General features: G+C 50.0%; 14 protein-coding genes. All 14 read left to right on the forward strand.

All coding sequences use genetic code 11. The annotated features are described in order from the left end of the window. The first annotated feature begins 416 nt into the window (after nucleotides 1-416). On the forward strand, nucleotides 417-749 hold the full coding sequence (locus NTX75_00060) for a helix-turn-helix transcriptional regulator (protein ID MCX5814624.1): 333 nt from the start codon (nucleotides 417-419) through the stop codon (nucleotides 747-749). Further along, on the forward strand, nucleotides 749-2,047 hold the full coding sequence (locus NTX75_00065; GenBank protein MCX5814625.1) for a HipA domain-containing protein: 1,299 nt from the start codon (nucleotides 749-751) through the stop codon (nucleotides 2,045-2,047). The genes NTX75_00060 and NTX75_00065 overlap by 1 nt, the downstream gene beginning before the upstream one ends. 295 nt (nucleotides 2,048-2,342) lie before the next feature. Next, nucleotides 2,343-2,573 carry a hypothetical protein gene (locus NTX75_00070; protein MCX5814626.1) on the forward strand — a complete coding sequence of 77 codons (231 nt, stop codon included), beginning with the start codon at nucleotides 2,343-2,345 and terminating at the stop codon, nucleotides 2,571-2,573. Further along, entirely contained in the window at nucleotides 2,570-2,833 is a 264-nt protein-coding gene (locus tag NTX75_00075) for a hypothetical protein (GenBank protein ID MCX5814627.1), read from the forward strand. Before NTX75_00070 ends, NTX75_00075 begins: the two co-directional genes overlap by 4 nt. A gap of 174 nt (nucleotides 2,834-3,007) precedes the next feature. Continuing rightward, nucleotides 3,008-4,144: a CDP-glucose 4,6-dehydratase gene (gene rfbG / locus NTX75_00080; protein ID MCX5814628.1), complete on the forward strand. Its 1,137-nt coding sequence runs from the start codon at nucleotides 3,008-3,010 to the stop codon at nucleotides 4,142-4,144. 183 nt (nucleotides 4,145-4,327) lie between these two features. Next, on the forward strand, nucleotides 4,328-4,549 hold the full coding sequence (locus NTX75_00085; protein MCX5814629.1) for a type II toxin-antitoxin system HicB family antitoxin: 222 nt from the start codon (nucleotides 4,328-4,330) through the stop codon (nucleotides 4,547-4,549). A 2-nt stretch (nucleotides 4,550-4,551) separates the two neighbouring features. Further along, nucleotides 4,552-5,928: a lipopolysaccharide biosynthesis protein RfbH gene (gene rfbH, locus NTX75_00090; protein MCX5814630.1), complete on the forward strand. Its 1,377-nt coding sequence runs from the start codon at nucleotides 4,552-4,554 to the stop codon at nucleotides 5,926-5,928. Nucleotides 5,929-5,953: 25 nt separating this feature from the next. Beyond that, nucleotides 5,954-6,292, forward strand: a complete 339-nt coding sequence (locus NTX75_00095; protein MCX5814631.1) for a hypothetical protein — start codon at nucleotides 5,954-5,956, stop codon at nucleotides 6,290-6,292. Between the two features lie 71 nt (nucleotides 6,293-6,363). Next, a complete protein-coding gene (rfbF, locus tag NTX75_00100; GenBank protein ID MCX5814632.1) occupies nucleotides 6,364-7,131 on the forward strand; it encodes a glucose-1-phosphate cytidylyltransferase in 768 nt (255 codons plus the stop codon). Nucleotides 7,132-7,155: 24 nt separating this feature from the next. After that, the gene (locus NTX75_00105; protein MCX5814633.1) at nucleotides 7,156-7,992 is read left to right on the forward strand and encodes a transketolase; all 837 of its coding nucleotides are present in this window, start codon (nucleotides 7,156-7,158) and stop codon (nucleotides 7,990-7,992) included. Continuing rightward, entirely contained in the window at nucleotides 7,989-8,972 is a 984-nt protein-coding gene (locus NTX75_00110) for a transketolase (GenBank protein ID MCX5814634.1), read from the forward strand. Before NTX75_00105 ends, NTX75_00110 begins: the two co-directional genes overlap by 4 nt. A 128-nt stretch (nucleotides 8,973-9,100) precedes the next feature. After that, on the forward strand, nucleotides 9,101-9,691 hold the full coding sequence (locus NTX75_00115) for an acyltransferase (protein MCX5814635.1): 591 nt from the start codon (nucleotides 9,101-9,103) through the stop codon (nucleotides 9,689-9,691). Nucleotides 9,692-9,702: 11 nt separating this feature from the next. Continuing rightward, a complete protein-coding gene (locus NTX75_00120) occupies nucleotides 9,703-10,857 on the forward strand; it encodes a pyridoxal phosphate-dependent aminotransferase (protein ID MCX5814636.1) in 1,155 nt (384 codons plus the stop codon). 32 nt (nucleotides 10,858-10,889) lie between these two features. Continuing rightward, nucleotides 10,890-11,996 carry a DegT/DnrJ/EryC1/StrS family aminotransferase gene (locus NTX75_00125; GenBank protein MCX5814637.1) on the forward strand — a complete coding sequence of 369 codons (1,107 nt, stop codon included), beginning with the start codon at nucleotides 10,890-10,892 and terminating at the stop codon, nucleotides 11,994-11,996. The last annotated feature ends 124 nt before the right edge of the window (nucleotides 11,997-12,120 follow it).

Below are 12,120 nucleotides of genomic sequence, written 5' to 3' on the forward strand. Positions count from 1 at the left end.
ACGTCGCAAAAGAGGTCCCGCCTCTGACGATGCCCTGGATTAATAAGCAAGAAACGCTCAACCCTTTAAAAAGGGGCGGGAGAACTATTTTTTTCTTGACAACTGTCAACCATATCGGATTCCCGCCTGCGCGGGAATGACGACTTTTGACGAGAGTGTCAGCTTTGAATTGAAACCTTTGCATAACTACATAAAACCAGCCATTATGTCATACCGGCGAAGGCCGGTATCCAGTATTATCAAGCGTTTCCTGGATTCCGGTGCCTGTCCCGGACTTTGATCCGGGATTCACCGGAATGACGAATAAGGGGGTTCCGCAAAGGTCTCGAATTGCTTAAATTCGTTTGACTCGGGGCGCCTACCGTATTATAATGAATCTAATTAGAACACCTATGACTATTAAGAGATCAAATAAGTTGCTTAATACGAACCTGCCCCTGCCATTGCCAGTTGAAAGAGCCATCAAGAAACTTGGGGCGGACTTGTCATTGGCGCGACGACGTCGCAACATGACCCAGGCCATGCTGGCCGAGCGGCTTGGCACGTCCGTCATGACCGTACGCCGGATGGAGGACGGGCATCCCGGAACTGCCCTGCAGTACCTGGCGCGTGCCCTGCAAGTGTTTGGGGAATTGGACAAGCTGGGCGGCCTGCTGGATTCTGCGCAAGACACTGTAGGACTCATGCTGATGGATGAGCGGGTGCCGGTGCGGGTGCGCAAGCCCAAGCAAGGCAAAGGGGCATTGTGATGGCCACCGGCAAAAACACCGTTAATGCACAGAAAACTCAGCTCAACGTTTGCATCGGCAAAGAAGGTCTGCCTGTGGGAGAGCTCGCCTACGTCAAAGACGGCGCCCGCGAGTACTCGGTCTTTGCTTACGGCCAAGACTGGCTGCGCCATCCGTCCCGGTTCGATGTCTCGCCTGACTTGGTCCTCGCGCCCGGCCACCAGGTGCGTAAACCACCAAGCAAAGATGACTCGCGATTCTTCCTGGCGCTTGCCGACACAGAGCCCGATGCCTGGGGCCGGCGAGTTATTGCTCGTGCACACGCCAAAGAGCGCAAAAAAGACCCTACGCTCAAGGCGTTGACAGAGTTGGACTACTTGTGCGCCGTGGACGATTTTAGTCGTATCGGTGCACTGCGGTTGTGCAACGACAAGGGAAATTTCCTGCGCACGGTTGAGCAAGGCATGCGTGCTACTGCGCCCTTGCTGGAACTTGAGCGCATGTTCCATGCCAGCCGTGCAGTGGAACGCAACCAGGAGTCCGCGCAGGACCTGCGCTACCTGCTGGGCAAAGGCACCTCGCTGGGCGGTATGCGCCCCAAGTGCACAGTGTTGGATGATGACGGAACGCTCGCCTTAGGTAAGTTTCCAAGCGTAAAAGACGAGCGCAGCGTCACCCGCGGCGAAGTGCTTGCTTTACGTCTTGCACGCCAGGCGGGCATCGCCGCCGCGAACGCACGTATCGTGATGGTCAAAGACTCGCCTATAGCAGTGATCAGCCGGTTTGACCGCAGCGCTGACCAGGGCCGGATAGCGTACCTGTCGGCGGCCTCGTTGTTGCAGGCCGGCCGTACGCAAGAGCACTCCTACACCGAGGTGGTCGACGCCATGAGAACGGCGTGTGTCGAGGTGAAAGCGGACGCCCAACAACTGTGGCGACGACTGGTCTTCAACCACCTCATCACCAACAGCGACGACCATCTGCAGAATCTGGGTTTTCTGTACGTGGGCAATGGACTGTGGCGGCTGGCTCCCGCCTTCGACCTCAACCCTTTCCCGGACAAGGATCGTGAATCAAAAACCTGGCTCAGTGAAGATACCGGCCCCATCACGTCCATCGAGACCTTGATTGAAAAGGCAGGCTACTTTCACTTGGCAGAGCCCGAGGCTCTTGCTGTTTTGGTAGATGTCCATGGCGCCGTCACCGGCTGGCGCTCTTCAGCGATGAGCGCCGAAGTGGGGCTAACCGCTGCTGAAGTCGAGGAATTTGCGCCTGCGTTCGAGCATGCCGAGATGGATAGAGTCAAAGCACTGCTTTGAGTTAATTTCAGGTAACCCCCAAAAATGGAGCCACCCATGATTCCTAACTCCTCCCCTCTAACGCCTCACATCGCCCTGATCGGCGCGGGCTAACCGAGGGAAACAGATATCCGTCCCCCTTTCCGCAAAACGCTAAATTTCAAGACCTGACCCCCGAACTTGCGAGGGAGGGACTTTTCCCCTCTCCCTTCAAGAAGAGAGGGGGAATTCACGCGACGACCGTCATTATTTATCATTGACATGATTTATGGTCGAGTTTAGAATCCAACCATTAGCGGAAAGGAGGATAACCACTATGCCGACAAGTGCAGGCGTTACGATGATGAAAATGATAGAATCTCTCCCGGAATCTGTGCAAGAGCGCGCCCTGGAGCATATGCAGCAATATATTGAGGACATCAGAGACGAACTCAAGTGGAATGAATCCTTTGGGAATTCCCAGAGCAAGCTTATTGCAGCCGCCCGACAGGCGCGGGAAGAAATCTTGCAGGGAAAAGCAACGCCGATGGATGTTGAAGCCCTATGAAATCAAATACGCTGCCTTCTTTCTGGGAGACATACAGAAAGCTCGGCCCGGACACGCGGAGGCGTGTGAGAAAGGCATATCGGCTCTGGGTTGCAGACTCATTTCATCCATCCCTTCGATTCAAATGCATCAACCACGAGGAAAACATCTGGTCAGTCAGGATAACGTTAGGCGTGCGATCTTTGGGCGTGCTCGATGGAGATACGGTTACGTGGTTTTGGGTAGGCGATCACGATGACTACAAACGGTTCTTCGGGTAAGTAACATCCATCACCACTCACCTCCTAATTTTCCAAAACGCTAAATTTTGAGACCTGACCCCCCGGATACCCCCAATAATCATTGGGGAAATCAGGAAATCCCGCCTACGCGGGAATGACAAAGTGTGGGTATTTTTCAAAGCTCTCAAAGTTATATAAAAATGGTTGAAAGCAATGAACACTATGTTTGACAAGGTTTACAGAAATAAACGGGTTTTGATCACCGGCCACACCGGCTTCAAGGGTTCCTGGCTGGCGATCTGGCTGAAGGAACTGGGGGCGGACGTCATCGGCTATTCCCTTGATCCTCCCAGCGAGCCCAACAATTTTGAGGCCACGAAGCTCCAGGAGAAAATAACGCATATTCATGGAGATATCCGCGATCTCGACCGGCTAATGGAGGCTTTCAAAAAATATCAGCCCGAATTTGTCTTTCACCTCGCTGCCCAGCCCCTCGTCCGCCTCTCCTACGAGGAGCCGAAATTGACCTTCGACACAAATGTCGGCGGTACGGTCAACGTGTTTGAGGCCGTCCGCAAAACCCAAAGCGTCAAAGCCTTGGTCAACATTACCAGCGACAAATGCTATGAAAACAGGGAATGGGTCTGGGGCTACCGGGAAGACGATGCGCTCGGCGGCCACGATCCTTACAGCGCATCCAAGGGTTGTGCGGAACTCGTTTTCAGCGCATATCTGAAATCGTTCTTCTCTAAGAACGCCGAGCAAGTCAGGGCCATCGGCGCCGCCTCCGCCCGGGCGGGCAACGTCATCGGCGGGGGCGACTGGGGTGCGGACCGCCTCGTGCCCGATTGCATCCGCGCCCTGAGCTGTCATCAGCCCATCGGCATTCGCAATCCCCATGCCGTCCGGCCCTGGCAGCACGTCCTGGAACCCCTCGGCGGCTACCTGCTGCTCGGTGCTGCCCTGCGGCAAGATCCTCAAAAGTATTCCGGCGCCTGGAACTTCGGCCCCGATGACGGCAGCCACCTGACGGTCGCCGAAATGGCCAATAGGCTTATTAAATACTGGGGCGATGGCTCCTGGGAAGACTCGGGGACAGATTTCAAATCTGTCCCCCAAGGCGATGCCCTTCACGAGGCGAACCTCCTCAAATTGAATTGCGACAAGGCCCACGCCGGTCTCAACTGGCACAGCGTTCTCACGATTGACGAATGTTTGCAAATGACGGCGGAGTGGTATAAGAAATATTACATGGAAAATCAGAACGCGGACGTTTATGCCCTTTGCGTTGAACAACTCCACAGCTATATGGACAAAGCGCCAACGAAACAACTTCCTTGGGCAAAGTGAAAAGAACTGACCTCATCAAGCATATCAAAAAGTATGATGCCGTTTTTATTCGTGAAGGCAGAAGACACACTATCTATCAAAGAGGCGAATATAAAACGCAGGTTCCGAGACACAATGAAATTGTCGATGAATTAGCGAGGAAGGTTTGTAAAGACCTCAAAATTCCTTTCGTGAGGTAGAATTATGAAATACAGGGCCGTAATAAAAAGATCCGATGAATGGTGGATCGGCTGGCTGATCGATCTGCCGGGTGTTAATGCGCAGGAGAAGACGCGGGAAGAATTGCTTGAATCACTGCGCATCGGCGCAGAGGATATGCTCGCAACGGATGTGCCGTTCATTCCCGATGCTCAACTTACAACGATCGATGTGCCAAATCCCAACTGGATTTCCGAAAGAGCGTAATCATGACCCCCGCGCCTGAAACCATCCGCACCCGGATCCTCGACCTCGTCAGGCAGTACCATCAAGCGAAATTCGCCGATAAATCCTTCGATCCCGACAAGGACCTGGTCCACTACGCCGGGCGGGTCTTCGATGCGGAAGAGATCGTGAATCTCGTCGATGCCGGCCTGGATTTCTACCTGACGGCCAACCGCTACGCCGATCGCTTTGAATCGGAGTTCGCCAACTATCTCGGATTGTCCAATGCCCTGCTCGTAAATTCCGGTTCCTCCGCAAACCTTGTGGCCTTGACCGCCCTGACCTCGCCGAAGCTCAAGGATCGCCGTCTCAAGCCCGGCGATGAAGTCATTACGTCCGCCTGCGGTTTCCCCACGACGCTCAATCCCATTCTCCAAAACCAATTGGTTCCCGTTTTTGTCGATGTGAATCTTGGTGACTATACCGCCATCCCCGAAAGACTCGTTAACGCCATCGGTCCGAAGACGAAGGCCGTCATGATGGCCCACACGATGGGGGTGCCCTTCCATCTCGACACCGTCATGGATCTTGTGAAAAGGCACAACCTCTGGCTCATCGAGGACAATTGTGACGCCCTCGGATCCACCTACACCCTGGGGAATATGGGGACACGAGGAGATTTGGGGACAGATTTCAAATCTGTTCCCAAATCTCCTCGTCTTACCGGTACCTTCGGCCACCTCTCCACCTTTTCCTTCTATCCTGCTCATCACATCACCCTTGGCGAAGGGGGCTGCGTGGCCACGGATGACGATGATCTGGCCCGCATTGCCCGCTCCATCCGTGACTGGGGCCGGGATTGCTACTGCGCCGGCGGGAAAAGCAACACCTGCGGGAAACGCTTCAGCCTGCAGTTCGGCAACCTGCCCTACGGCTATGACCACAAATACGTTTACAGCCACATCGGCTACAACCTCAAGGTCACGGACATGCAGGCCGCCGTCGGCTGCGCCCAGCTCCGGAAACTCGAGCAGTTCATCGCCCGACGCAAAGAGAATTTCCGAAAACTCACCCGGATTCTGAAACCATACGAAGACCGCCTCATCCTTCCCAGAGCCACGGAGAATTCCGATCCCTCCTGGTTCGGTTACGTCATCACGGTGAAAGATCAGGCCGGTTTTACCCGCAACGACCTGACTACATTTCTGGAGACCAACCGCATCGAGACCAGAAACCTCTTCAGCGGCAATCTCCTGTGCCATCCCGCATATCAGAACATCCCCCATCGCATTTCAGGGGATCTGACGAACACGAATCTCATCATGAACAACACCTTCTTTATCGGTGTATATCCCGGAATCGATGAGATTAAAATGGAATTTATACAAAAAATATTTGGTGAGTTTTTTCATAAACGATAAACCCAATTAATTTGGAGGTGACAAGATGAATAAAGAACTATCTGAGGCTTTGCTGGATTTTCATCAGAAAATTCTCGCGCCGGAATTTGCGACCATTCAGAAAAAGCAGGCCGCGCATGATGATAAATTTATCGATATTATTGGTCATTTTGATGACCTGTATAAGCATCTTGAGAAGCTGGAAGAAGAATATCAAATGATTACATTGGGGATGAAGAGGATCGAAGACTGTTTCCAGGAAAGTCAATTCCCACGACAAGATATGGAATCGAAGTTAAAAGAATTGAAGGTGCAATTTTTCCAGATGCAGTCCAGGCTGGAAGCAATCGAACGGGAAATAACAAGCAAAGGATCATGCAGTTAAGCCTCTATTTCACCGGAAATGATTAAAGTAGGTGCCTGGGAGTGAATATGAAAGAGAAAAATAATAAGAATATCCCCGTTGTGATTCTTTGCGGCGGCATGGGAACCCGTCTGCGGGAGGAAACGGAGTACAAACCAAAACCCATGGTCGAAATCGGCGGCAAACCGGTCTTGTGGCATATCATGAAACTTTATGCCCATTTCGGCTTCCGTCGCTTTATTCTGTGCCTGGGTTATAAAGGGAACGTTATAAAAGACTATTTCCTCAACTATGAGGCGATGAGCAATGATTTCACCATCAACTTGGGAAAGGGAAATCAACTGGCATACCAGAGCAACCATACCGAGCAGGATTTTAATGTAACGCTTGTTGATACAGGCTTGAAGACAATGACGGGCGGCCGGGTCAAACGGATTGAAAAATTCATCGATACAGAAACATTCATGGTTACCTACGGAGACGGCCTGGCAAATGTCAATATCGACGATCTCGTTGCCTTTCATCAGGGACATGGCAAACTTGCAACCCTAACCGCAACACGCCCCCCGTCAAGATTTGGCATTCTCGAATTGACAAAAGACGATCGGGTTAAACAGTTCCGCGAGAAAGTACAAACGGAATGGATTAATGGTGGCTTCCTGGTATTTAACCGTCGTGTTTTCGATTACTTGGAAAAAGACTGCTTTTTAGAAAGCGAGCCAATGGAAAGACTGGCTGCTGAAAAACAACTGATGGCGTATCGGCATGAAGGATTCTGGATCGGCATGGATACCTACAGGGAATATGAAATGCTGAATCAGATGTGGGATACAGGGAATGCACTATGGAAAGTTTGGTAAATACTGAAAAAAGAAATACTATTGATGACACAATTAAGTGAGTTAGAATATCAAAATGATTCGATTGATCTGGCCCGGAAGATCCGTATCCATGCGATCAAGATGGTAGCCCAATCGAATAGTTCCCATATTGGCAGTTCCTTATCAATGGCCGATATCCTGGCCGTTCTATATATGGACGTATTGCATGTTGACCCAAAGCAACCAGACTGGCCGAAACGTGACCGTTTTATTCTCAGCAAGGGACATGCGGCGGCTGGTCTCTATGCTACATTAGCCCTTCGTGGCTTTTTCCCGATGGCTTGGTTAGAACGGTTTTGTCAAGAGGGCTGGCCGCTGCTGGGGCATGTTAGTCATCACGTTCCTGGTGTAGAATTATCTACCGGGTCATTAGGACATGGCCTGCCAGTATGTTGCGGCATGGCATTAGCCGGGAAACGACAACAAAGTTCATACCGTATATTTGTTATTCTGAGTGATGGTGAGTGCGACGAAGGCTCCAACTGGGAAGCAGCGCTCTTTGCTGCGCAACACAAATTGGATAACCTGGTTGCTATCGTGGATGCTAACAAGCTGCAAGGCTTTGGGCGTATAGAAGAGGTGCTGGCTTTGGATCCATTTGCCCAAAAATGGAATGCCTTCAATTGGGCAGTACAAGAAGTTGACGGGCATGATCACCGCGCATTACGTGCCTTGTTGCAGAGAATACCCTTTGAGCCTGACCATCCCAGTCTTGTAATAGCTCATACAATCAAGGGGAAAGGCGTTAACTTTATGGAAGACCAGTTAGCGTGGCACTACAAATCGCCCGATCCTGAACAACTTGAGCAAGCACTGCAGCAGTTGGGAGAGAAGCATTGAGAAATGCTTTTTGCAATGTACTGTTTGAGATGGCGCACCGAGATGAGCGAGTTTGGCTTCTCACTGGGGACTTGGGGTATTCTGTGTTGGAACCTTTTGCTAAAGAATTTCCTTCTCGATTTGTTAATATGGGTGTTGCTGAACAAAATATGATGGGAGTAGCCACTGGTTTGGCGCTGTCAGGAAAAATTGTATTTGTTTACTCAATTGCAAACTTTCCTATCATGCGGTGCCTTGAACAAATCCGAAACGATGTTTGTTACCACAAAGCAAACGTTAAGATCGTTGCAGTAGGCGGAGGGCTCTGCTACGGAACAGCGGGTTTTTCTCACTATGCTACGGAGGATCTTGCCATTATGAGAGCGATGCCTGGAATGGTCGTTACCGCACCATCAGATGAGTTAGAGGCGGCGCAGATCACCAGAATCGCAATCACAGCGCCAGGCCCTTTTTACATAAGACTTGGCAGGAATAACGAGCCGATAGTTCACGCCAATCCTTCCGAGCTACATCTTGGAGAGCCAGTGTGTCTCAACCAAAACAGTGGAGAAATCGCTCTTGTTTCTACAGGCACTTTAGTGTCTGAAGTATTACAAGCTGCTGAAATGCTCAAGTCATTTGGAATTGAGGCACGAGTTCTAAGTATGCCCTTTGTTAAACCTATTGATCACAAGAGATTTCTACAATTCCTGGATGGTTGTCGTTTAGTTCTTGTTATAGAGGAACATACAGCATTTGGTGGTCTGGGAAGCGCAATTGCAGAAATCCTCGCTGAAGCTGCGCTGAGCATCAAGTTTGCAAGAATTCATTTACCTGAGTTTATCAACTTTATCGGGAGCCAAAAAGAACTAAGACAAATACTGGGTTTAGATGCCTCTTCTATCGCAAAACGTGCAATAGCATTTTTGAAAAATGAAGGCGACGCACCTTGCTTCCCATCCGTCTCAGCCTTCACAAAAGAGGATGGAACAATTGTCTAAAAACCCATCGAAGACATGTACCCGTTTCTGGAGAGGGAGGAATTCAAACGCGAGATGATCATAAAACCGCTGGATGATGAATAGATTTTTTGAATGAATGGAAGAGTATTGATTATAAGAGGTGCGTCATGCATTTAGGCGAGTCGTTTTATACGGAAGAAGAACTTCAGGGTTTCGGCTTCAGGCGGATAGGGAAAAATGTCAAAATTAAAAGGAATGTGGGAATATTCTTTACCGAAAACGTATCCATTGGAGAAAATACAAGAATAGATGATTTTACGATCATCGTCGCCAGTGCGCCGGCCAACGATGTTCAAATAGGCTCTCATGTGCACATTGCCTCGCACTGCTATTTGGCCGGAAGTGATGGAATCATTATGGAAGATTTTACAACCTTAGCGCCCGGGGTGAAATTGTTTTCTGGAAGTGATGACTACCTTGGCAATAAATTGACGAATCCGACTGTACCGAGAAAATATATCGGCGGGAAAAGCGGTACAGTTGTCTTAAAAAGGCACGTCATTATCGGCGCCGGGTCGATCATCCTGCCGGGGTGTATCATAGAAACGGGTAGTTCGGTCGGTTCGCTGTCGCTGGTGACAAAAAGCCTGGAACCCTGGGGTGTTTATTCCGGAATACCGGTGAAAAGAATCAAAGAACGCAAAAAGGATTTATTGGTGCTGGAAAAGGAACTGCTTCAATCGGAGGGGCTCGTTTGAATTCAGCAGCAATGAGGCTCTCCATCGGCAAGCGTACGGTGTCTCTTATCCAATCAGAGATCAGAAACATGTCTATCGAGTGTGACAGGATGGGTGGGATCAACCTGTCGCAGGGGATCTGCGATATGGAGTTGCCAAAGCCCGTCCTCAACGGGGCGTTCGAGGCAATGAGGCAAGGCGAAAACCATTATACCCGCTATGATGGTTTGGACTGTCTCAGGCAGGCCATCTCCAGAAAAATGTCGTCTTACAATAGGATTGATGCGGACCCTGAGAGAAACATCGTTGTCAGCAGCGGGGCCACGGGCGCATTTTACTGTACATGTCTGGCCCTCTTGAATCCGGGTGATGAAGTGATTGTGTTTGAACCATACTACGGTTATCACCTCAATACCTTGCTGGCCGCAAACGCAGTCCCGGTTTTTGTGACACTGGAGCCGCCCGAATGGACATTCGACGTCGCCAGGCTTGAAGAGTCCATCACGGACAAGACAAAGGGGATATTGGTGAACACCCCGGCAAATCCGAGCGGTAAAGTCTTCTCTTTTTCGGAACTGGAAAAGATCGCCGCCTTGGCCTCAAAACATCGTCTTTTTTTATTCACCGACGAAATCTATGAATATTTTCTTTATGATGGTCTTACACATGTCAGTCCAGGCTCATTTAAAAACGTGGCGGATCAGACGATCACGATCTCGGGCTACTCAAAGACGTTCAGCATCACGGGATGGCGAGTCGGTTATGCTGTGTGTCACGAAAAGTGGGCCAAAATGATCGGCTACATCAGTGATTTGGTTTACGTCTGTGCACCTGCCCCTTTGCAGGTGGGCGTCGCGAGAGGAATCAGCGAACTGCCGGAGTACTATTACTCGGACCTGTGTGGCCAGTACAGTCTGAAACGGGAACTCATCTGCAATGCGCTCAACAAAATCGGCATACGGCCGCACATCCCTCAGGGGGCCTACTATGTCTTGGCGGACGTCAGTTCGATCCCCGGCCGGACCAGCAAGGATAAGGCAATGTACATCCTCGACAAAACGGGGGTTGCGTCCGTCCCGGGTAGTGCGTTTTATGCAAGCGGGCAAGGGGAAAATCTTGTGAGATTTTGTTTTGCAAAATCGAATGCCATTTTGGAAGAGGCGTGTTCGAGGCTAAGCAGGTTGTAGTTTTTCTAAAGTCGATCGGTTGCGAGGGGAAAATGAACAGAAAAAAAATCAGCTTTGCTGGTCCCTGGATCACACAGAAGGAAATTGATTACGTGACTGACGCCGTGAAAAATGGCTGGTACGAAACATTCGATATGCACGTTAAGAAATTGGAAAAGACAGTGGCCAATTATATCGGAATGAAATACGCGATAGCGACGCACTGTTGCACGCTGGCGCTCCATCTATCCTGTGCGGCGCTCGGCTTGAAAAAGGGAGACGAGGTCATCTGCACGGATTTCAGTTGGGTAGCGACTGCCTATGCTATTTCATATACGGGGGCAACGCCGGTTTTTGTCGATATCGATCCGGAGTCATGGTGCATAGATCCAAAGGCCATCGAACAGGCGATAACAAAAACAACAAAGGCAATTATGCTGGTACACAGCTTTGGACATCCCGCTGAAATGGATACCATCATGGACATTGCTAAACATCATCATTTACATGTCATCGAAGATGCTGCACCGGCGATGGGGGCAGAATATATGGGCAAGAAAGTGGGTTCATTCGGAGATTTTGGATGCTTCAGCTTTCAGGGCGCAAAACTGGCGGTTAGCGGTGAAGGTGGAATTTTGCTTACAAACAACGAGGAGCTTTACAATAAAGCAACCTTGCTTTCGTCAATGGGTAGAACAGATTCACAGGCTGTTTTCTGGTCGGATCAACTGGGTTATCAATACACCATGGGCAACTTGGCAGCATCGCTCGCACTGGCCCAGGTAGAAAGGATCGATGAGCTGATCGCCAGGAAGCGGCTTATCTTTGGTTGGTATTACGACAGGTTGAAGGATATTGACGGAATCAAAATCATTAAAGAGAAAAAGCACTGCTTTAGTAACTACTGTTATCCTTCGATACTTTTAGAGGACACGATCACGGCAGACCGGGATGAGCTGCTTTTGAAACTCCGGGAGCAAAATATCCATTTTCGGCCGGCATTTCCAAGGATGAGCCTTTTCCCGGAATTCAAACAGAGATTCCCGAATCCTGTAGCGGCTAAGGTTGAAAAAAGAGGGATTTCTCTGTCTTCGGCGGCCAACCTCACCGAAGATGACATTGATTTTGTCTGCGATTCTTTACGCACTTTCTTTAAATGATGCACTTTCCCCTCATCACCTATATCCTGCTTGCATGGCATAGAAAGCCATGAGGCCCTCAAAGATAATTACGGCCTTTCACATGAAAAAATTGCGCATAGAATATTGTCTTTCGTTGAAGGTT

Source organism: Pseudomonadota bacterium, assembly GCA_026388315.1.
Taxonomy (GTDB): Bacteria; Desulfobacterota; Syntrophorhabdia; order Syntrophorhabdales; family Syntrophorhabdaceae; genus MWEV01.

Excerpts from the sequence above, each read along its gene's own strand:
- NTX75_00085 (MCX5814629.1), top strand. The coding sequence starts at position 4,328 with ATGAAATACAGGGCCGTAATAAAAAGATCCGATGAATGGTGGATCGGC.
- NTX75_00075 (MCX5814627.1), top strand. The coding sequence starts at position 2,570 with ATGAAATCAAATACGCTGCCTTCTTTCTGGGAGACATACAGAAAGCTC.
- NTX75_00070 (MCX5814626.1), top strand. The coding sequence starts at position 2,343 with ATGCCGACAAGTGCAGGCGTTACGATGATGAAAATGATAGAATCTCTC.
- NTX75_00105 (MCX5814633.1), top strand. The coding sequence starts at position 7,156 with ATGACACAATTAAGTGAGTTAGAATATCAAAATGATTCGATTGATCTG.
- NTX75_00125 (MCX5814637.1), top strand. The coding sequence starts at position 10,890 with ATGAACAGAAAAAAAATCAGCTTTGCTGGTCCCTGGATCACACAGAAG.
- NTX75_00065 (MCX5814625.1), top strand. The coding sequence starts at position 749 with ATGGCCACCGGCAAAAACACCGTTAATGCACAGAAAACTCAGCTCAAC.
- NTX75_00120 (MCX5814636.1), top strand. The coding sequence starts at position 9,703 with ATGAGGCTCTCCATCGGCAAGCGTACGGTGTCTCTTATCCAATCAGAG.
- NTX75_00095 (MCX5814631.1), top strand. The coding sequence starts at position 5,954 with ATGAATAAAGAACTATCTGAGGCTTTGCTGGATTTTCATCAGAAAATT.
- NTX75_00115 (MCX5814635.1), top strand. The coding sequence starts at position 9,101 with ATGCATTTAGGCGAGTCGTTTTATACGGAAGAAGAACTTCAGGGTTTC.
- rfbG (MCX5814628.1), top strand. The coding sequence starts at position 3,008 with ATGAACACTATGTTTGACAAGGTTTACAGAAATAAACGGGTTTTGATC.
- rfbH (MCX5814630.1), top strand. The coding sequence starts at position 4,552 with ATGACCCCCGCGCCTGAAACCATCCGCACCCGGATCCTCGACCTCGTC.